The 20,738-nt window shown below is 67.3% G+C and carries 13 protein-coding genes; 2 read left to right on the top strand and 11 right to left on the bottom strand.

Features of this window, described 5'->3' with window-relative positions:
* Positions 1-35: 35 nt before the first annotated feature.
* From ACEN9F_RS11385 to ACEN9F_RS11350, 8 genes are all read right to left on the bottom strand, one after another.
* Positions 36-1,109 carry a patatin-like phospholipase family protein gene (locus tag ACEN9F_RS11385; RefSeq protein ID WP_413420131.1) on the bottom strand — a complete coding sequence of 358 codons (1,074 nt, stop codon included), beginning with the start codon at positions 1,107-1,109 and terminating at the stop codon, positions 36-38.
* Between the two features lie 108 nt (positions 1,110-1,217).
* A complete protein-coding gene (locus tag ACEN9F_RS11380; protein ID WP_413427034.1) occupies positions 1,218-2,666 on the bottom strand; it encodes an efflux transporter outer membrane subunit in 1,449 nt (482 codons plus the stop codon).
* Positions 2,659-5,811, bottom strand: a complete 3,153-nt coding sequence (locus ACEN9F_RS11375; protein WP_413420130.1) for an efflux RND transporter permease subunit — start codon at positions 5,809-5,811, stop codon at positions 2,659-2,661. The genes ACEN9F_RS11380 and ACEN9F_RS11375 overlap by 8 nt, the downstream gene beginning before the upstream one ends.
* A 12-nt stretch (positions 5,812-5,823) precedes the next feature.
* Entirely contained in the window at positions 5,824-7,017 is a 1,194-nt protein-coding gene (locus ACEN9F_RS11370) for an efflux RND transporter periplasmic adaptor subunit (RefSeq protein ID WP_413420129.1), read from the bottom strand.
* 141 nt (positions 7,018-7,158) lie between these two features.
* Positions 7,159-8,094 (bottom strand): transaldolase, encoded by a 936-nt coding sequence (tal, locus tag ACEN9F_RS11365; protein ID WP_413420128.1) that lies wholly within the window; start codon positions 8,092-8,094, stop codon positions 7,159-7,161.
* A gap of 47 nt (positions 8,095-8,141) precedes the next feature.
* A complete protein-coding gene (locus tag ACEN9F_RS11360) occupies positions 8,142-9,014 on the bottom strand; it encodes an EamA family transporter (protein ID WP_413420127.1) in 873 nt (290 codons plus the stop codon).
* Positions 9,015-9,017: 3 nt separating this feature from the next.
* On the bottom strand, positions 9,018-9,422 hold the full coding sequence (locus ACEN9F_RS11355) for a response regulator (protein WP_413420126.1): 405 nt from the start codon (positions 9,420-9,422) through the stop codon (positions 9,018-9,020).
* Between the two features lie 7 nt (positions 9,423-9,429).
* On the bottom strand, positions 9,430-10,857 hold the full coding sequence (locus ACEN9F_RS11350; protein ID WP_413420125.1) for an ATPase domain-containing protein: 1,428 nt from the start codon (positions 10,855-10,857) through the stop codon (positions 9,430-9,432).
* Between the two features lie 210 nt (positions 10,858-11,067).
* Between ACEN9F_RS11350 and ACEN9F_RS11345 the strand changes: the two genes are divergently transcribed.
* Positions 11,068-15,537, top strand: coding sequence for a hypothetical protein (locus ACEN9F_RS11345; protein ID WP_413420124.1), 4,470 nt, complete (start codon positions 11,068-11,070; stop codon positions 15,535-15,537).
* A gap of 13 nt (positions 15,538-15,550) precedes the next feature.
* On the opposite strand, the gene ACEN9F_RS11340 is transcribed toward ACEN9F_RS11345, so the two are convergent.
* Both ACEN9F_RS11340 and zwf read right to left on the bottom strand, forming a co-directional pair.
* Positions 15,551-16,405, bottom strand: a complete 855-nt coding sequence (locus ACEN9F_RS11340) for an SIS domain-containing protein (RefSeq protein ID WP_413420123.1) — start codon at positions 16,403-16,405, stop codon at positions 15,551-15,553.
* Positions 16,406-16,411: 6 nt separating this feature from the next.
* Complete coding sequence (gene zwf / locus ACEN9F_RS11335) at positions 16,412-17,884, bottom strand: glucose-6-phosphate dehydrogenase (RefSeq protein WP_413420122.1); 1,473 nt, start codon at positions 17,882-17,884, stop codon at positions 16,412-16,414.
* A gap of 456 nt (positions 17,885-18,340) precedes the next feature.
* Here zwf and ACEN9F_RS11330 point away from each other — a divergent pair, with 456 nt between their 5' ends.
* A complete protein-coding gene (locus ACEN9F_RS11330; RefSeq protein WP_413420121.1) occupies positions 18,341-19,825 on the top strand; it encodes a methyl-accepting chemotaxis protein in 1,485 nt (494 codons plus the stop codon).
* Positions 19,826-19,828: 3 nt separating this feature from the next.
* On the opposite strand, the gene ACEN9F_RS11325 is transcribed toward ACEN9F_RS11330, so the two are convergent.
* The gene (locus ACEN9F_RS11325; protein ID WP_413420120.1) at positions 19,829-20,737 is read right to left on the bottom strand and encodes an SMP-30/gluconolactonase/LRE family protein; all 909 of its coding nucleotides are present in this window, start codon (positions 20,735-20,737) and stop codon (positions 19,829-19,831) included.
* Between the last annotated feature and the right edge of the window lies 1 nt (position 20,738).

Here is a 20,738-nt window from a genome sequence, read left to right as displayed (position 1 = left end):
GTGATTTTCTGTGGTTTTGTTGTTTTTGAGAACAGTTAGAAAGTATGGGCCTGGTGCAGGTCGGGTTTTTCGCACCAGCGGGCGAAGGCTTCGGCCATGCGTTCGCTTTCATCGATGGCGCGGGTCCAGTCGCGGGTACGGCCGGCGTGGTTCTGGCCATAGACGGTGAAGTCCTTGCGGTCCGGTAGCTTGCCATTCGGGAGTTTGGCGACGAATTCCGGCGACGGCGAGACCAGGATCATATTGTCCAGGGATTGGTCTCTGGCGCGGCGCCAGGGCATGGACTTGTCCAGCCAGCCGGGCACGATGTAGTCGTTGAAGTGCGGGTACAGCACCAGGCCGGGATCGCGCTGGTAGGGCAGGTGCAGGTGATAGTCGATCAAGCCGCCGTCCCAGTAGGCGCCGTCGGGCGCGCCGGCGATGTTGGACACCGCTTCGAGCACCAGCGGGATCGAGCCGGAGGCCAGCAGCGCGTCGCGCAGGTTGTTCTCGGACAGGTCGACGAACCGGCCGGCGAAGGCGTCGAAGCCCTCGCGCAGCCATGCCGCATCGTCGCGGGCGTCGTGGAAGATCACGCGCTCCATCGACGCGGCCAGGCGCTGGCGCGAGACGGTGTTGTTGGCGGCGGCCAGCAGGAAGCCGGCCATTTCGCGCCAGCGCGCGCCGTTGGTGCGGCCCAGCGCGCCGACGCCGCGCACGGTCAGCACGTTGACGTGATGGTGCGGATGGCTGAGCGCCTCGGCGGCGCGGCCGTCGAGCAGTTCGTCGAGCAGGGCGCGGCAGGTCTGGCTGACGTAGCTGGCGGTGACCTTGGCGGGGTAGTGCTGGCCGGCGTACAGGCGCGCCAGGCGCTTGTGGGCGGCGACCGGGTCGTCGAAGGCCGCAGCGGCCATGCGCCAGGCGCCGATGGACGCGCCGACCAGGCGGCGCCGGCGCGGCGCGGTCTTGAGGAAGTCGCCGAACATCCAGCAATCGAGGCCGTGCAGGATCAGGCCCTTGGGCCCGCCGGCGGCGGCGGGGACGATAGCGATATCGGCGGCCTGCACGCCCTCGGCGGCGATACGCTGGCGGGCGCGCTGGCCCAAACGAATAATAATAGGAGCAGTCATTGCAGTATCAAAAATCCGGGGTCAGGTCCAAAACCTGGACACGGGCGCTACCGTAGCGATCGCTACGGTAGCGCCCGTGTCCAGGTTTTGGACCTGACCCCGGAGTTGTTATTTCAGGCCGCCGCCGAGGGAGCGGTAGAGGTCGATCGCGGTGGTGGTGCGCAGCAGGCGGGCTTGTACCAGCGTTTGCTGCGCACTGAACAGTTCGCGCTGCGCATCCAACACGTCCAGCGAACTGGCGACGCCGTTGTCGAAGCGTAGTTGCAGCAGTTTTAAACGGTCCGCCTGCGCTTCCTGTACCGCGCGCTGGGCGTTGACCTGCTCGCCCAGGTAGTCGCGCGCGGCCAGGGCGTCGGCGACTTCGCGGAAGGCCGTCTGGATGGTCTTCTCGTAGTCGGCGACCGCGATGTTCTTGCGCACTTCGGTGAGCGTCAGGTTGGCGCGGTTGCGGCCGGCGTCGAAGATCGGCAGCACCAGCTGCGGTGCGAACGACCAGCTGCCCGAGCCGCTGTCGAACAGGCCACCCAGCGATGGGCTGCTGCTGCCCACGGCCGCCGTCAGGCTGATGCGCGGGAAGAAGGCTGCGCGCGCGGCGCCGATGTTGGCGTTGGCCGATTTCAAACGCTGCTCGGCGGCGCGGATGTCGGGACGACGCGCCAGCAGGTCCGACGGCAGGCCTTCCGGCACGGCGTTCAGCGCGTCGAGCTGCGCGTCGCCCGGCATGGCGCCCGATGCGGCGGATGCCGGCGCCTGGCCGACCAGCAGCGTCAGCGCGTTCTCGGCTTGCGCGCGCTGGCGGGCCAGCGTCAGCGCGGCGGCGCGCGCGGTTTCCATCAGCGTTTCATTCGAACGCAAATCGAGGCGCGACGAGGCGCCGACTTCGGCGCGTTGCTGCGTGAGCTTGTAGGTGCGGGCGCGCGCTTCATAGGTTTGCTGCGCCAGCGCATACTGTTCGGCATACGCACGCTCGGTGTAGTAGGCCTGCGCCACTTGCGCCACCAGGGCGATCTGCGCCGCCTGGCGCGCTTCGTCGGTGGCGAGGTAGGCCGACAGGGCTGCGTCGTTCAGGCTTTTCACGCGGCCGAAGAAATCCAGCTCGAACGAGGACACCGACACGCCGGCGTCGTAGCGCTTGCCGATGGTCGTCTCGCCGCTGGACGAGAGGAAGGCCGGCGTCTTGGCCTTGGCGGCGCCGAACGAGGCGTTCAGGTTGGGCAGGCGGTCGGCCGACTGGATGTTGTACTGCGCGCGCGCCTCCTCGATGCGCAAGGCCGCGGTGCGCAGGTCGCGGTTGTTTTCCAGCGATGCGGCGATCAGCTGCTGCAAGCGCGGATCGCTGAAGTAGTCGCGCCAGCCGGTGTCGACGGCGGACCTGGCGTCGGCGGGCAGCGGCAGCGCGACGCTGGTGCGCGCCGCCGCGCCGGCGCTGTCGGCCGGGAAGGCCGCGGCCACCGGTGCGGCGGGACGCTCGTAGGTCGGCGCCATCGAGCATGCCGACAGCAGGGCCGCGCCAAGCAGCGGCAGAGGGAGAGCGAGGGCAGGGTAGCGCTTAGTCATAGGTTTCATGCTTCTTGTCGTCCATTTCATGTGCGGCCAGTTTGCGCTGGCGTTCGCTGCCCTTGAAGATCTTGCGTATCACGACGAAGAATACCGGCACCAGGAACACGGCCAGCACCGTCGCCGTGATCATCCCGCCCATCACGCCGGTGCCGATGGCGCGCTGGCTGGCGGAGCCGGCGCCGGTGGCGATCACCAGCGGCAACACGCCGAGGATGAAGGCCAGCGAGGTCATGATGATCGGGCGGAAGCGCAAATGCACCGCTTCCAGCGTCGATTCGATCAGGCCCTTGCCCTGCGCCTGCAGGTCTTTGGCAAACTCGATGATCAGGATCGCGTTCTTCGCCGACAGGCCGATGATGGCGATCAGGCCGACCTTGAAGTACACATCGTTCGGCAGGTCGCGGATGTGCGCGCCGAGCAGCGCGCCCAGCACGCCGAGCGGCACCACCAGCAGCACCGCCACCGGGATCGATTCGGACTCATACAGCGCCGCCAGCACCAGGAAGGCGGCCAGCAGCGACAACGCGAACAGCATCGGCGCCTGCGAACCGGAGGTTTTCTCTTCCAGCGATTGGCCGGTCCATTCGATGCCGAAGCCGGGCGGCAGTTGCGCCGCCAGGCGTTCCAGTTCGTCCATCGCCTCGCCGGTCGAACGGCCAGGGGCGGCGTCGCCGGTCAGCTTGATGGCGGGGTAGCCGTTGTAGCGCACCAGCTGTACCGGACCTTGTATCCAGTGCGATTTGGCGAACGAGGAGAACGGCACCATCGCGCCGCTGGCGCTGCGCACGTTGAGCTGCATGATGTCTTCCGGCTGCAGGCGGCGCGGCGCGTCGGCCTGCACGATGACGCGCTGCTGGCGCCCGCTCGACGCGAAGTCGTTCACGTAGGACGAACCCAGCGCGGTCGACATCATCGAGTTGATGTCGGCGAAGCTGACGCCCAGCGCATTGGCCTTCTCGCGGTCGATATCGACCTGCAGCTGCGGCGAGTCTTCCAGGCCCTCAGGACGCAGGCCCTTGAGGACAGCGCTCTTGCCGGCGAGGCCCAGCAGCTGGTTGCGGGCAGCGACCAGCGCGTCGTGGCCCAGCGCGCTGCGGTCCTCCAGGCGCGCGGTGATGCCGGTGGCGTTGCCCAGTTCGCGGATCGGCGGAGGGCTGAGCGGGAAGATGATCGCATCCGGGATCGAGGACAGCGCACCAAAGGCGCGCTGCGCAATCGCTTGCGCCGATTGATCCGGGCCGCGCTCCTTCCAGTCCTTCAGCGGGATGAACACCAGGCCGGCGTTCTGGCCGTTGCCGGAGAACGAGAAGCCCGCCACGGCGATGGTGCGCGCCACGCCCGGCTGCTTGCGGAAGTAGGCGTCGGCCTGCGCCAGCACGGCTTGCGTGCGGCTGGTCGAGGCGCCTGCCGGCAGCTGGACGTTGGCGATCAGATAGCCCTGGTCTTCGTTCGGCAGGAAGGACGACGGCAGGCGCACGTACAGCCAGCCCACCACGCCGCACAGCAGCGCGAAGATGACCAGGTAGCGGCCGGTGCGCTTCAGCATGTTGGCGATCACGCCCTGGTAGCCGGTCGCGGTGACGGCGAAGCCGCGGTTGAACCAGCCGAAGAAGCCTTTCTTCTCATGATGATGGCCGGCCTCCACCGGTTTCAAGATGGTGGCGCACAGCGCCGGCGTCAGGGTCAGCGCCATCAGCGCCGAGAACAGCATGGCCGACACCATCGCCAGCGAGAACTGGCGGTAGATCGCGCCGACCGCGCCGCCGAAGAAGGCCATCGGGATGAACACGGCGATCAGCACCAGCGTGATGCCGATGATGGCGCCGGTGATCTGCGACATCGCCTTGCGCGTGGCGTCGCGCGGCGACAGGCCTTCCTCGCTCATGATGCGCTCGACGTTCTCCACCACCACGATGGCGTCATCGACCAGGATGCCGATCGCCAGCACCATGCCGAACATGGTCAGCACGTTGATCGAGAAGCCGAACAGCTGCATCGCGGCGAAGGTGCCCATCAGCGCGATCGGCACGACGATGGTCGGGATCAGCGTGTAGCGGATATTCTGCAGGAACAGGTACATCACCAGGAACACCAGCACCACCGCTTCGAGCAGCGTCTTGACCACTTCCTCGATCGAGATCTTGACGAACAGCGAGGTGTCGTAAGGGATGGTGTAAGCCACGCCCGGCGGGAAGTACCTGGCCAGCTGGTCCATCTTCTCGCGCACGGCGGTGGCGGTCTGCAGCGCGTTGCCGGTCAGGGATAGCTGTACCGCGATCGCCGAGAACGGCGCGCCGTTCAGGCGCGCGCTGATGTTGAAGCTGGCGCCGCCCATTTCGATGCGGGCCACGTCCTTCAGCCGCACCAGCGAGCCGTTCGGGTTCGCGCGCAGCACGATCTGGCCGAACTCGGTGGTCGACGACAACTGGCCGGTCACCACGATCGGCGCGGAGAAGGTCTGCCTGGCCGGGCTGGGCAAGTCGCCCAGCGTGCCCGAGGTGACCTGCGCGTTCTGCGCGCGGATCGCGGCGGTGACGTCGGCCATGTTCATCTTCAGGCCGATCAGCTTGGCTGGATCGACCCAGATGCGCATCGCCCGTTCGGTGCCGAACAACTGCGCCTGGCCCACGCCCGGAATGCGCTTGATCTCGTTGACCACGTTGCGCGCCAGGTAGTCGCCCAGCCCCGTCGGATCGAGGCGGCCGTCGGTCGAGGTCAGGCCGACGAACATCAGGATGTTCGAGCGCGCCTTGTTGACCTGCACGCCCTGCTGCGTGACGGCGGCCGGCAGCCGCGATTCCACGCGCTTGATGCGGTTCTGCACATCGACCGCCGCCAGGTCCGGGTTGGTGCCGGGGACGAAGGTGACGGTGATGGTGACGGCGCCGCTGGCCTCGCTGGACGATTCGACATATTGCAGGCCGTCGGCGCCGTTCATTTCCTGTTCGATGACGCTGGTGACGGCGTCGTCCAGCACCTGCGCCGTGGCGCCGGGGTAGTTGGCCGTCACCACGATGGACGGCGGGGCGATGGTCGGGTACTGGGACACGGGCAGGACCGTGATCGCCAGCGCGCCGCCCAGCAGTATGAATAATGCGATCACCCACGCGAATACGGGGCGGTCGATGAAGAACTTGGCCATCAGGACTCCCGGTTATTTGGCAGGTGCGGCGGCTGCGGCAGGCGCCGGAGGTGTCGCCACGGCGGGGCCTTTCCACGGCTGCGGATTGACCGTGGCGCCAGGCTTGGCCTTCTGGAAGCCTTCCACCACGATGCGTTCGCCGCCCTTGAGGCCCGAGCTGACCACCCAGTTCTGGCCGTCGTTGGCGTTGGCGGTCACCGGCTGCGAGACCAGCTTGTTGTCGGCGCCGACGACCAGCACCGACGAGCCTTCATTGCTGCGCACGATGGCTTGCTGCGGCACGGTGATGGCGGCGTCGCTGACGCCTTGCTCCAGGCGCGTGCGCACGTACATGCCCGGCAGCAGGACGCGGTTGGGATTCGGGAACTCGGCGCGCATCGACACCGAGCCGGTGCTCTCGTCCACCGAGACGTCGGAGAACAGCAGCTTGCCCGCCTGCGGATAGGTCTGGCCATCCTCGGTCACCAGGGTCACGCGCGCCTCGGTTTTGCTGCCCCCGTTGCCGGCGCCTTTGAGCTTGCCCTCGGCCAGCGCGCGCTGCAGCTTCAGCATCTCGGTGGACGACTGGGTGATGGTGACGTAGATCGGATCGAGCTGCTGCACGGTGGCCATCGGCGTCGCCTCGCCCTGGCCGACCAGCGCGCCCTCGGTCACCAGCGCGCGGCTGATGCGGCCGGAGATCGGCGAGGTGACGGTGGCGTAGCCCAGCGTCAGCTTGGCGTTGGTGCGCGCGGCCTTGGCGGTGGCCAGGTCGGCGGCGGCCTGCTTCTGCGCGGTGACGGCGTCGTCGTATTCCTGCTGGCTGACGGCTTGCGCGGCCAGTAATGGTTTATACCGTTTCACCTTGAGATCGGCCTGGGCCAGGTTGGCCTCGGCCTTGGCGACGGCCGCCTGCGCGCTGTCGTAGGAGGCCTGGAACTGCGCCGGGTCGATGCGGAACAGGACCTCGCCGGCCTTGACGTCGCCGCCCTCCTTGAACACGCGCTGCAGCACGATGCCGGCGGTGCGCGCGCGCACCTGGGCGATGCGCGAAGCCTCGGTGCGGCCCGGCAGCTCGCTGGTCAGCGTGAGCTGGGCGGGGGCGACGGTGACGACGGCAACGGTGGCCGGCGGCGGGGCGGCGGGGGCTGTGCTCTTGTCGCCGCAGGCGCTCAACAGGGTCATGATGGCGGCGGCAACGGCGGTGCAACGAGGAACTGATCTCATGGATGTCTCGTAGAGGGTTTTATTGATGATGCAAGATTGTAATACAGCCAGAAATGGAATGTTTTGTTGGGCCAAAAACGCAAAAAAGGCGGGAGAGCGGCCTGTGCCGCGCTCCCGCCTTGCATGGGGGCTGCGTAAAAATCAGCGCATGCCGGAGATGATTTGCTTCAGTTTGCCGGTGTCGGCGCAGAAGGCGCGGATGCCTTCGGCGGTCTTTTCGGTCGCCATCGCGTCTTCGTTCAGCATGAAGCGGAAGGTCGGCTCGTCCAGCGAAATCTTGCCCATGGCGGCGCCGGCGCCGCTTTCGGCGCTCAGCTTGCGCTCCACCGGCGCGTTGCTGTCGGCCAATTGCTGCAGCAGGTCCGGGCTGATGGTCAGCAGGTCGCAGCCGGCCAGTTCCAGGATCTGGCCGGTGTTGCGGAAGCTGGCGCCCATCACTTCGGTCTTGTAACCGAACTTGCGGTAGTAGTTGTAGATGCGCTTGACCGACTGCACGCCGGGATCTTCGCCGCCGACGTAGTCGATGCCGGTGGATTTCTTGTACCAGTCGTAGATGCGGCCGACGAACGGCGAGATCAGTTGCGCGCCCGCTTCGGCGCAGGCGATCGCCTGGGCCAGCGAGAACAGCAAGGTCATGTTGCAGTGGATGCCTTCCTGTTCCAGGATCTCGGCGGCGCGGATGCCTTCCCAGGTCGAGGCCATCTTGATCAGCACGCGCTCGCGCTCGATGCCGGCTTTTTCATACAGGCGGATCAGCTCGCGGCCCTTGGCCACCGAGGCCGCCGTGTTGAACGACAGGCTGGCGTCGATCTCGGTCGACACGCGGCCCGGAATCACGCGCAGGATCTGCTTGCCGAAGGCGATCAGCAGGTGGTCGATGACCTCGGCGGTGCTGGCGTCGAGGTTGTCGCGCACGGCTTTTTCCAGCAGCGGCTTGTATTCGTCTTTCTGCACCGCCTTCAGGATCAGCGAAGGGTTGGTGGTGGCGTCGCGCGGGGTGTAGGCCTGGATCGACTGGAAATCGCCGGTATCGGCGACGACGGTGGTGAATTTCTTGAGTTGTTCGAGTTGATTCATAAGAATTGTCAATCAGGTAAGGGGCGATGGCTTTATTGTACTGCCATTCACGCAGCCGGAGCCATACGCATGACGATGGCGCCGGCCGCGATCAGCGTGACGGCGGCGATGCGGGCCGGCGCCAGCCGCTCGCGCAGGAACAGCGCGGCGATGGCGGCGGCGAACAGGATGGCGGTTTCGCGCAGCGCCGCCACGGCCGCCACCGGCGCCAGCGTCATCGCCCACAGCGCCAGGCCGTAGGACGCCAGCGTGCCGGCGCCGCCCAGCAGCATCACGCGCGCATGGGTGCGGGCGTAGGCCGGCAGTTCCTGCCAGCGGCGCGGCGAGCACAATAACAACAGTAGTGCCGTCAGCACGAACAGCCACATGGTGTAGCCGGCCGGCGCGCCCGACAGGCGCACGCCGACGCCGTCGATCATGGTGTAGCTGGCGATCACGCCGGCGTTGAGCAGCGCGTAGATGGTGGCGCGCCGGCGGGCGGCCCGGTTGGCGGCGACGTCGGCGCCGGCCGCGGGACCGCGCAGGATGCACAGGGTCAGCACGCCGCCGCAGATCAGCATGACGGCGATGTCCTGCGCCAGCAGCAGCCGCTCGCCCAGCAGCGGCAGGCTGGCCAGCGCCACCAGCAGCGGCGCGGTGCCGCGCATCAGCGGGTAGGCCTGGCTCATGTCGCCGTGGCGGTAGGCGGCGGCCAGCAGCATGTAGTAGACCACCTGGCAGCAGGCCGACGCCGCCAGCCACGGCCAGCTGGCCGGCAGCGGCGCGTCCGCCAGCGGCAGCAGCGGCAGCGAGATCAGCGCGGCGCCGCAGGCGACCAGCATGGTGGTCAGGTATTTGTCGGGGCCGGCCTTGACCAGCGCGTTCCAGCTGGCGTGCAGCAGCGCCGCCAGCAGCACGACCGTGACGACATGGGCTTGCATCGGCTAGCGCCGGCCGCGCGCGGCGATCAGCTTGTTGATTTCTTCCAGCAGCACTTCGAAGCGGATCGGCTTTTTGAAGAAGCTGTCGTAGGGCACCGCCAGGTCCTTGCGCGGGATGCCGGCGCTGGCCAGGATGAAGGGGATCTCGCGCAGCGCCGGGTCGGCGCGCCACCGCAGGCACAGCTGGGCGCCGTCCATCACCGGCATCATCAGGTCGGAGACCACGATGTCGGGCGTGTCGAGCGCGGCGGCGGCCAGCGCCTCGGCGCCGTTGCCCGCCGTGCGCACGCGGAAGCCGCGAAACTCGAACAGCATGGTGTACGCCGACAGCACGTCGAATTCGTCGTCGACCACCAGCACCAGCTTGCCGTCCGGGTTGGCGTCGATGATTGCGGGAGGAACGCTCATAGGGGGGCTACAGCGGCTGCGAGGGCTGGAACGAGACCGGCCCTTCGATGCTCATGCCCTTGTCGGTGATGAGCAGCATGTGGTTGGCGGCGTCGTAGCTGTTTTCGCGCAGCTTGAGCACGCCGATCTGGCGCCGGTTGATGCCGTTGACGTCGACATAGCGCAGCAGGACGATGTTCTCGAACAGCATCGACGCCGACGCTTCGCTGTGCAGCGGGCCCTGGCCGAAGTAGGGCAGTTCCTGCGTGAAGAAGGTGGTCACGTTGCGCACGCGCAGCTCGTTGACCAGCGCCGCCAGGAAGGAGCGCGAGCGTCCCTCGTGCACGACGATCTCGCGCAGGCCGTCGAGGCCGTCGATCAGCAGGCGCGACACCGCGCGCTGCTCGACATTGCGCAGCAGGCGCTGGGCCAGGCTGTCGACCAGCACTTCCAGCGGCGGGTGCCAGATGATCTGCAGCGCGCCGCTGTCGTAGTAGGACTTGAGGTCGAGGCCGACGCTGCGCGCCTTCTCCAGCAGCCGCGGCGGCGATTCGTAGAAGCCGGCGATCAGGCAGTGTTCGCCGCGCAGCAAGCCGTCATGGATGAAATGCAGCCCCATCAGCGTCTTGCCGACGCCGGGATTGCCCAGCAGCGCGGTGGTCGAGCCCCGGGCCACGCCGCCGTTGGTCAGGCGATCCCAGCCCTCGATGCCAAAGCCCAGCCGCTGCAGCGCCACCGTCGGCGCCGCGCCCGACTGCGAGCTGACCGCCTCCAGCCGCGGATAGATGGCGACGCCGTCCTCGCCCACCTCGAACACATGGCGGCCCAGCAGGTGCTTGCTGCCGCGCAGCTTGAACACCTTGATCTCGCGGATCAGCTGCAGGCCGCGTTCGTACTGGCTCAGCTCGATCAAGCCGTCGACCAGCGTGTTTTCCGAATCGGCCACGTTGCCCTCGGTCGGCGACAGCAGGAAGGTGGTGCACTCCATGGTCGAGACCAGCGAATTGAGCGACAGCATGAACTCGGACAGCGCCAGGTCCGACGGCTTGGCGTCGCGCACGGTGCGGAAGCCGTCGATGATCATGATGTCCGGGCGTTGCGCGGCCAGCGTGGCGGCGATCGACTTGAGCAGCTCGCGCAGGCCGCCGCGCAGCAGGTCGCCGTAGGCGCCGATGAAGACGATGCGTTCGCCGACCAGTTGTTCGTCGAAGAAGGAGAAGCTGCTCAGGTGGTTGAGCATCTTGCCGTGGGTTTCGGCGATCAGCGTCAGGATCAGCACTTTCTTGCCCTGGTGGGCATGCTGGAAGCCGATCTGGCAGGCCAGCGTCGTCTTGCCGCTGCCGGCCAGGCCCTGGATCAGGTACAGGCTGTGCGCGGGAAAGCCGCCGCCCAGGATATCGTCCAGGCCGGCCACTCCGGTATTGAGCAAGGGAATGCGCGTAGAAGTAGGTTTCATGTCCAAAATCGCAACGTTGTGCGTGCGGCAAATTAGCCACACTGTAGCGCAAGCCTTGAAATTATAGAAGGACTATCGGTCCGGGCGCGGTGCGCCACCGCACGGATGGCGGCCGGCCGACGCTTGGACAAGCATCGGCGGCGCACTTGGAACGATCGCGCGCGGCAAGGTACTCATGAAAAAATTTCAAGAACATTCAAGGAGAACGACATGCCACCAGGTTTCAATCCATGGAGTCTTTTCGCTAGCGCGCCGCCGAGCCATCCCGCCTTGCCGGACACGCACACCCAGCCGCCGGCCGATAGCTTGTCGCCGCCGCCGCCGCCGCCGCCGCGCCAGGCCCGCCGGCCGGTGCAAACCCGCCTGCAACATTTGCTGGCGCAGCCGGCGGGCGGCGCCCCGGTGGAAGAGGCGCCGATCGAGATGGCGGACCTCAGCAAGGTGGCGCGGCGGCCGGATGCCGATCACCGCTCGGCGGCGCTGCTGCCCGCCGGGCCCGAGGCCGGCGGCTCGGCGCTGCCGCCGCCTGTCGAGGCGGAGGTGCCCCTCTTGCGGCGGCGGCCCAGCGTCAACACCCGCCTGCGCCAGCTGCTGACTGCCGGGCCCGAGGGCGGCAGGCGGGGCAACGGGCCCGAGACGCCGGAACGCACCGCGCTGGCGCGGCGCCACCAACGTCCCGACCATCGCATCGCGACCCTGGACGGCGCCGGTTTTGCGCTGACCGCCGGCCGCCTGTTTTCATGGAATAACGGTACCGACAGCTGGGACCGGATGCCGCAGCGCGACGTCGCCTCGATCAGGCTGGGGGGCGATGGCCATGCCTACGCCCGGGGGGCCGGCAACCAGCTGTTGTGCCTGACGGGCCCGCGCGCCGGCAGCGCGCTGCCGCTGGCGGCGGGGCCCATTTTCGCGGCCTCGCCGACCGGCCGTATCGCGTCGCTGGCCGATGGCGCGCAGCCCGCCGGCGGCGCGGCGGGCACGGGCGGCCAGACCGGTATCCTCCTGAGCGAGCCGCCATCGCCCAACCGGCGGGCAGACCGGACGCTGCCGTTGCCGCAGCTGGCCGACGCCCCGCGCGAGCTGGCCTTCAGCAGCGATGGCTGCCTGCATATGCTGACCACCGGCGGCGATGTCTGGCGGCTCGGCGGCGATGACGTCGAGCAGGGCAACGCGGCGGGGTGGCAGCGCCTGCCCAGGGCCCCGGGCGCGCCACCGACGTCGTTGCTGACCTTGCCGAACGGCGCGATCGCCGTCGGCGACGACGGCGGAGCCAACCAGCATCTGCTGGAAAAAAACGGGACCTGGACCGCGCACACCGACGCCACGGCCAGCGGCCTGCAGCGCACCTACGGCCAGTTCAGGGATAGCCAGCAGAAATTCACCAACGTGACGCTGGGGTCGCCGTTCACGCCGGGCGCGGCGCGCAGCGACAAGAAGAATGTGAACTGGTTGCAAAGCAAGCTGGCGGTCTTCACGCCGGAACAAGCCATACAGGTGGCGCCGCGCGGCACCGCCGCGCTCACCATGGTCGGCCAGACGACCGAGCTGGTCGCGCGTTACCTCAATTATTTCAGGGCCCACTATCTTCCGGGCCCGGCCACGCCCGCGCCGGGACAGCCGCCGCTGCACACCCAGTTGCGGCAGGATTATCAAGAGCTGCGGGACCTGCCGCTGACCACCACGCCACCCGCCGTGCCGTTGACCGACGCAATCCACGACGCCATGAATACCAACTCGGGCGTGGCGCTCGACCGGCTGGAACGGGCGCTGGGCATGACCGATGCGCAAGGCCAGCTCAAGCCGAACTGGCGGGACTCGGCCGCGATTCGCGCCGCGCAGGCCAGGCGCCCCGGCGGCGCCGCCACCGACGACAACATGCTGCACCTGCTGGTGCGGCGGCGCCAGGCGATGCCGCCGACCGGCGACGCCGACGCCGTCCGCGCTTTCGCCGATACCACCCGGAGGCTGCAACGCCTGGTGCAGGCCGGCGTCCACCTGCACCGGCCCTTGGCGCCGAACGCGTCGCGCGAGGCCATGGGATACATGGCGCTGCCGGCGCGCATTTGGGACGATGCGACCGACGTGGTCAACGGCATGGGCCAACCCGCCAACCAGGGTCTCGATATCCTGGTCGGCCACCTGGTCAAGGATCAGCTGCGCTATGAAACCGCGCTGCAGCGCACCGCGCCCACCCGGGCGGACTCGGAAACCGACCTGCGACGGCTGAACGGCGATGACGGCAACGTGGTGTCGCAGCGCTTCAAGCAGAATATCTGGGACGCCCGCGCCGAGGTGGTGTTCGACAGCATGCGCGCCGTCATGGGCGCGTTCGGCCAGCCCGACCATGTGCTCAACCGGGCGGCGCGTTTCCAGGGCGTGCTCGGCGAGGACAAGCAGAACGACTACGTGCGGCTGGTGGACGAGTTGCCGCCGGGCGAGAGCATCCGCTTCGAATATACGGCGCAGGGCGGCCTGGACGGCGACGGCTGGAGCCATAACTGGACGCCCGCCGACCGTTTCAAGGAGGGCGCGCACCCGAAGGTGGACACGCCCGCCGACCTGGCCGGCAGGTTCAATATCGCCCTGAACAAGAAGCCGAACATCTTGCCGGTGCCGGGCGCCAGCCTGGCCCGCACCCGCGCCATGACCATCAGCAAGCGCGCGGACGGCATCGATATCACGTTCAGCCACGCGTTTGAAGGCGAGGTCAAGCTGCTGTGCGCGAAAATCAAGTGGGGCGCCGGCGAATACAAGGCCAACCATCGCACCACCGCCGACGGCAAGGATTCGCACTCGGCGCTGGGCCTGGTGTTCTTTGGCCTGGAGATCGTGCCGGCGGCGCTGGTGTTCAGCAAGGGCACCGAGGACAGCGTGAAACTGAGCCTGAAAAACGATGATGCGGGCACCGTCAGCCATGTGGTGGAGAGCTTGCTGTCGGGGAGGTACACGCCGGAAGAGCTGATCGAGCACACGGCGGACGCTTCGTACACGCGTTCGAAACACAGCAAATGGTCGAATACCCTGGACATGCAGGTCTTGATGGCGGTGGTCGGCATTTTCACGCCGCCGGAAAAGCTCTCGGAGCGCTTCAAGATGGTGATCGCCGGCGTTGAGCAGTGGACCGCCAGCCTGAACTTCAGCAACAGCGAATCGCGCACCCAGGATGCGAGCGGCGTCAGCACCACCAGGAGCGGCTACGACGCCACGGCCGGCCTGAACCGCAAATTCATTTCCGTCACCGAAATCCAGGGTTCGTGGATCAAGGCCCTGCCGGCGGTCAGCACGCTGGAGGGCAAGACCGACAACATCATCATCGGCGACGGCTACGAAATGGAACACAAGGTGCCGACCTGGATCGATCTGCAGATCATGGAGGTGTTCGCGCCGAAGGCGCTGCACCGCACGCCGGCCATACAGCAGAGCGCCGACGGCACGGTGACCGGCATGCGCTATACCATCAGCAGCAAGGACGGGCTCATCTTCGAGGCCCTGCCGCATTGGGAGGAACTGGCCAGGCGGAGTCCGGAAATCGCCGACAACCTGCGCGGCGCGGCCGCCTTGGCGCACGCCCAGGGCTTGCCGGTGGACATAGAAATGGAATTGGTGCCGGAGCGCCTGGAGATGCTGGACCACGCGCGCCGCTCGGACGACCCCGATCTGTCCCGCGCCGTGAGCGACGTCATGCGTTATCCCGAGAGCTGGCGCATCAAGCAGCTGCGGGTGGGCGGCAGGGAGCAGTACAGCACCGCGCTGGTGGCCGGCGCGTCCATGTTCCGCTACCGCAGCCATGCCGGCAATATCCACCAGAGCAATGCGGCGCTGATCGATATCAGCTACGACCCGCGGAGCCGCCATCCGGCCAAGCCCTTGCGCGCCACCGTGCGCGGTCCGCTGACCAACGGCGGCGGCCAACCCAAGTTCGACCAGCTCGACGCGCTGGCGAGCGGCAGGTTCATCGACGCGGCCTACGGTGTGAGCGAGGAGCCGCGTAGCGGCCCGCGCCGCCGCCTGGCGGCATTGCCGGCGCATGGCCCGGATGCGATCGGGCTCGCCGACCTGAGCAACAAGTGGCTGAAGGCGCCGCGGCCGGAACCGCATCTGGCGTTGCACCAGGGCCGCCCGGTGTTGCAATTCCGCTTGCCGGACAATCGCTGGCAGCACGTGGCGCTCAGTCCGGAAGAGGTGGGGCGACTGCTGGGCGAACAGCGCGGCGAAGCCACCTCGGCCTTGCTACAACTGATGCAGGCCGGCGCCAGCGGCAGGCTGGAGATACCGCTCGGTACCTGGGGGCAATTGAAGGACGTGACCGACCGTCCGCTGACCCAGCCTCACCCGTCGGAGCCCGACACCGGCCGGGCCCATGAGCGGCCGCTCGGCATCGCCGGCCTGCTGGCCGACGCCGAATGGCTGGAGCGGGCCATCCAGCAAGATACCCTGGACCCGGCGCAGCGCCATGTGCTGCGGGCCTTTTTCCCGGGCGAGCAATGGGAGACCGAGTGCGTGGAATTTGCGGAGAATCCGGCCATGGTGGCGGCCCTGGGCCATGCGCTGAGCCAGCTGGTCAACGCGCCGCCCGCCGTCAGCGCCGGCCACGCCACGCCGGCGGTGGAGGTGCTGACCGAACGGCCGTCGGCGGCCGCCATGATGCCGTCCAGCGCCATGGCGTCGGCATCGGGTTGACACAGGGGGGAGGTCAGCCGATGAAGGAGTCGAACTGCAGGTCGAATTCCTGCAGCGCCTTCTGGGCGTTCTGCATCTTCTTGCGGAATTCCGGACCGCGCTGCAGCGCCAGGCCGACGGCCAGCACGTCGATCACGACCAGGTAGGCCAGGCGCGCCGAAATCGGCGTGTAGGGGTCGATGTTGAAGATCAGGTCGATCGGGATCAGCACCGTCGCCAGGTCGGCCAGCGGCGTGCCGGACGGCGCCAGCACGATCACCTCGGCGCCGCCGCGGCGCGCCAGCTTGACCGAGCGCACCAGCGTCGGGCTGTTGCCGCGCTGGGAAATCGCCACCACCGCGTCGCCGGTGCGCAGCAGGGCGGCGGCGATGCTGTGGATGTGCGGGTCGGCGTAGGCGACGGTCGGCACGCCGGAGCGGAAGAACTTGTGCTGCGCGTCGGCCGCCACGATGCCGGAGGTGCCCTGGCCGTAGAATTCGATCTTGTTGGCCTTGGCCAGGATGTCCAGCGCCTTCTGGATCGCGTCCGGGTCGAGGTTGTTGCGCAGGTCCAGCAGGGTGTTGATCGAGCGGCTGCAGATCTTGTTGACCAGGTCGGCCGCGAGGTCGTCCTGGGTCGGCTGCTCGTTCAGGCCCGGCAGGGCCAGCGCCAGGCCCTGGGCCAGCTTGAGCTTGAACTCATGCCAGCCGTCGTAGCCCAGCGTGCGACAGAAACGCACCACGGTCGGTTCGGACACCTGGGCGCTCTTGGCGAGCGCCGTGATGTTCTGGCTGACCGTCTGGCCCGGATGGTCGAGGACCGCCAGCGCGACCTTGCGCTCCGATTTGGAGAGCGAGTCGAGCTGGGTGCGTATGGAATCTAGCAACATGTGGGCTTAGTCTTCCGGTAATGCTTCTTCACGCCATTGCAGGCCGTCGCGGCCGATCAGCGCCGAAGCGGCTGCCGGACCCCAGGTGCCTGCGGCGTAAGGAATCGGATAGCTGTCGTCCGCTTCCCAGTTGTTCAGGATCGGTTCGACCCATTCCCATGCCGCCTCCAGCTCGTCGCCGCGCATGAACAGGGTCAGCTGGCCGCGCAGCACGTCGAGCAGCAGGCGCTCGTAGGCGTCCATGCGCGGCGACTTGAACGATTCGCGGAAGTCCAGTTCCAGCTCGGCCTGTTTCAAGCGCATGCCGTCGCCGGGCGTCTTGGCCATCAGATTCATGCGCAGGCCTTCGTCGGGCTGCAGGCGGATGACCAGCGAGTTCGGCTGGAAGCTGTTGGTCGGCTGGGCGAAGATCGAATGCGGGATCTGCTTGAAGCGCACGACGATCTCGGCCAGGCCGTCGGCCATGCGCTTGCCGGTGCGCAGGTAGAACGGCACGCCGGCCCAGCGCCAGGTGTCGATCTCCGCCTTCATCGCGACGAAGGTCTCGGTGCGCGAATGTTCCGGCGCATCCGGCTCGTCGCGGTAGCTCGGCACGGCCTTGCCATCGACGTGGCCGGCGCGGTACTGGCCGCGCACGATGTTCTGCGCCAGCGTGGTCGGGGTGAATTTTTTCAGCGAGCGCAGCACCTGCAGCTTGGCGTCGCGCACGGCATCCGGCGCGATCGAGGTCGGCGGTTCCATGGCGACGATACACAGCAGCTGCAGCAGGTGGTTCTGCAGCATGTCGCGCAGCGCGCCCGAGGTGTCGTAGTAGCCCATGCGGTTGCCGACGCCGAGCTTCTCGGCGATGGTGATCTGGACGTCGGAAATCCATTCGCGGCGCCACAGCGGCTCGAACAGGATGTTGCCGAAGCGCAGGGCCAGCAGGTTCTGCACGGTTTCCTTGCCGAGGTAGTGGTCGATACGGTAGATCTGCGATTCCTCGAAGACCTTGCCCACTTCGGCGTTGATCTGCTTGGCCGAGGCCAGGTCGCGGCCCAGCGGTTTTTCCAGCACCACGCGCGAATTCCTGGTCACCAGGCCGTTGGTCTTCAGGTTCTCGCAGATCTGCGAGAAGATCGCCGGCGGCGTCGCCAGGTAGTAGACCTTGGTGATGGCGTCGTCCTTGCGCAGCGCCTCGACCAGCGTGTGGTAGCTGGTGGCGTCGGTCGCGTTCAGCGAGACGTAGACGATGCGGGCGGTGAAGCGGGTCCACGCGGCCGGCGTCACGGCCGGCGATTTGATCAGCGGTTTGGACGTGGTCTCAACGGTTTGCAGGAATTCCTCCTGGCTGGCGTCCGCACGGCCGACGCAGATAATGCGGGCGGTCGCCGGCAGGTCGTTCGCCACATCGCGTGCATACATTGCGGGCAGTAATTTGCGCATCGCCAGATCGCCGCTGCCGCCAAACAGAACCAGATCAAAATCGGTAAGAGCCATAGTATGAGAATCGTCGCAAAAAAAGTGCCGAAAGGATGTGCCGCGCGCTGTGCGCGGCCGCTGATGTGACACCTTACACCAGCCGTAGTTTGCCTGTGTAAATTTACTACTTTTAAAGGCGTTTTGCAAGAAATTTTACTACATTCCCCTCTGGCGAGGGCATGATGCATATCAAGGAATGCGGCGGTGTTGCGCGGCGGCGCCAGTTTAATTGCTTGGTGGAAAAAAGGGCTATAATGGCGGCATCCCGCATGCGATTCCCGCCGCCGGTCCGCGCCCCATCCGCGCCGCCTCCGCCCGATCATGAATTCGCCTCGTTCAGCATGCGCCGCCCCTACGCGGCAACCTAGCCTGCGGCCCTTCACCCGCCGCGCCTGATCGAATCAATCCATTATAAGCTGGCCTGCCTTCGCGTGCTGACGCATGGCGTTTGTCTGTCCGGCCCGGAGTTTTCCTATGCAAAACCGCTACGACCCCTTGCAGGCGATTGCCGTGCAGGCAGACAAAATGATGCTGTGCGTCCTCTGGGCGCTGCAATTGTTCTCGCTGGCGCTGGCCGGCGTCAACGACACCTGGATGCTGGCGCTGCTGGTCGGCCTGCCTGCCGCCGGCTTGCCGACCTTCCTGTATTTCAGCGCGTCCGGCTCGGTGCTGACGCGCTGCGTGGTCGCGGTCTCGGTGATGGTGTTCGCGGCGCTGAACATCCACCAGGGCGCGGGCTTGACTGAATTGCACTTTGGTATTTTCGTCTACCTGGCGTTTTTGCTCGCCTACCGCGACTGGCGCCCGATCGTGGTGGCGGCCGGCGTCATCGCCGTGCACCACCTCGGCTTCCATTATCTGCAGGAATGGAACTACGGCGTGATGTGCTTCACGCGGCCGCAGCTGTCGACGGTGTTCATCCACGCCGCCTACGTGGTGGTGGAGTCGGGCGTGCTGATCTTCCTGGCCACCATCCTGCGCCGCGCCGCCTGCCAGGCGGCGGAGCTGGAGAGCATCGTCTCCGCGCTGGCGGCGATTGAAGGCCGCATCGATTTGTCGGCCGCGGAAGGCAAGCCGCGCAGCCGTCTGGCGCGCTCGCTGCTGGAGATGCTGGTGACGATGCGCGACACCATCGCCGGCGTGCGCGATGGCGCGCATACCATCGCCGGCGCCTCGGGCGAAATCGCGCACGGCAATGCGGAGCTGTCGCGCCGCACCGAGCGCCAGGCCGGCAGCATCGAGCAGACCGCCGCGTCGATGGCGCGGCTGGCCGCCACCGTGCGCCGGAATAACGAGAGCGCGCGCCAGGCCAACGAGCTGGCGCAGAGCGCGTCGGCGATCGCCATCAAGGGCGGCGAGGCGGTGCGGCAGGTGGTCGATACGATGGGCGACATCAATGCCTCGTCGCGCCAGATCGTGGACATCATCAGCGTGATCGACGGGATCGCGTTCCAGACCAATATCCTGGCCTTGAACGCGGCGGTGGAGGCGGCGCGCGCCGGCGAGCAGGGCAGGGGCTTCGCGGTGGTGGCGTCCGAGGTGCGCAACCTGGCGCACCGCTCGGCGGCGGCGGCCAAGGAGATCAAGCAATTGATCGGCAATACGGTGCAGACGGTGGAGGGCGGCAGCCGCCTGGTCGACGAGGCCGGGGCCACCATGCTGCAGGTGGTCGACAGCGTGCAGCGCGTGACCGCCATCATGGGCGAGATGAGCAGCGCCAACCAGGAGCAGAACGAGGGCATCGAGCGCATCAACCACGCGATTGTGGAGTTCGACGAGAGCACGCAGCAGAACGCGGCGCTGGTGCAGGAAGACGCGGCGGCCGCCGATGCGCTGGCGGAGGAGGCGCAGCATCTGACGTCGCTGGTGGCGGCGTTCAAGCTGGAAATGGGGCATGCGCAGCCCTCCCGGCTTGCGGCGCCGGCGCGCCAACGGTTGCGGCTGGTGGGCGCCGGCTGACGTTTATTCGACGTAGGTGTTTTCGACGCGGCCCGCGACGTCCATGCGGATGCCGAGCAGCTTGCCGCTCAGCGGATACTGTTCCAGTTCCGGCGCCGGACGCGCGCCGGCGCTGGTCACGTACAGCGTGCGCAGGTCCTCGCCGCCGAACGCCATCATGGTCGGGCAGCGCACCGGCAGCTTGATCTCGCCGATCAGGTCACCGGTGGGCGACAGCTTGGCCAGCCGCGCGCCCTCAAACATCGCCACCCAGTAATTGCCTTCGCTATCGACCGCCGCGCCGTCCGGACGGCCGCCGTAGTTGTTGGCCTTGTCGGTCGAGAACTGGTGCAGCAGGCGCTGGTCCGACACCGCGCCGGTCGCGACGTCGAAATCGGCGCGCGTGACGCGATGCGCGGCCGTATCGGCGTGGTACATGGTCTTGCGGTCCGGGCTGAAACCCAGGCCGTTCGAATTGGTCATGCCACCCGACCAGGCCTTGCGGATCGCGCCTTTCTCCAGCACGAACATCTCCGCCGCCGGCTTGTCGCGCGGCTCGTAGATCGTACCGACCCAGAAACGGCCGGCGCCATCGACATGGCCGTCGTTGAAGCGCGCCACGGCGGTGTCGTAGGGCGCCGCCGCGATCTCGGTCAGGCGCACCTCGTCGCTGCCGGTGTCCAGATGCGCAAAGCCGCTGCGCATGGCGACGATCAAGCCGCCCTGGTCGCTGATGGCCAGGGTGGCCGGCTCGCTGGACAGCTTCCACGAGCGGTGCGCGCCGCTGGCCGGATCCAGGCGGTGCACGGTGAATGCGGGGATATCAACCCAGTACAGCGCCTGTTCCAGCGGATGCCACAGCGGGCATTCACCGGTCTGCATGACGGCGTCGTAGGCTACCGTTACTTCGGCTTCGATGTTTGGAGTAGTCATA

The organism is Duganella sp. CT11-25 (genome assembly GCF_047302815.1).
In the GTDB taxonomy this organism is placed as follows: Bacteria; Pseudomonadota; Gammaproteobacteria; order Burkholderiales; family Burkholderiaceae_D; genus Rugamonas.
Note: the sequence above shows the minus strand (reverse complement) of the source record. Positions and strands in the feature narration are given on the sequence as shown.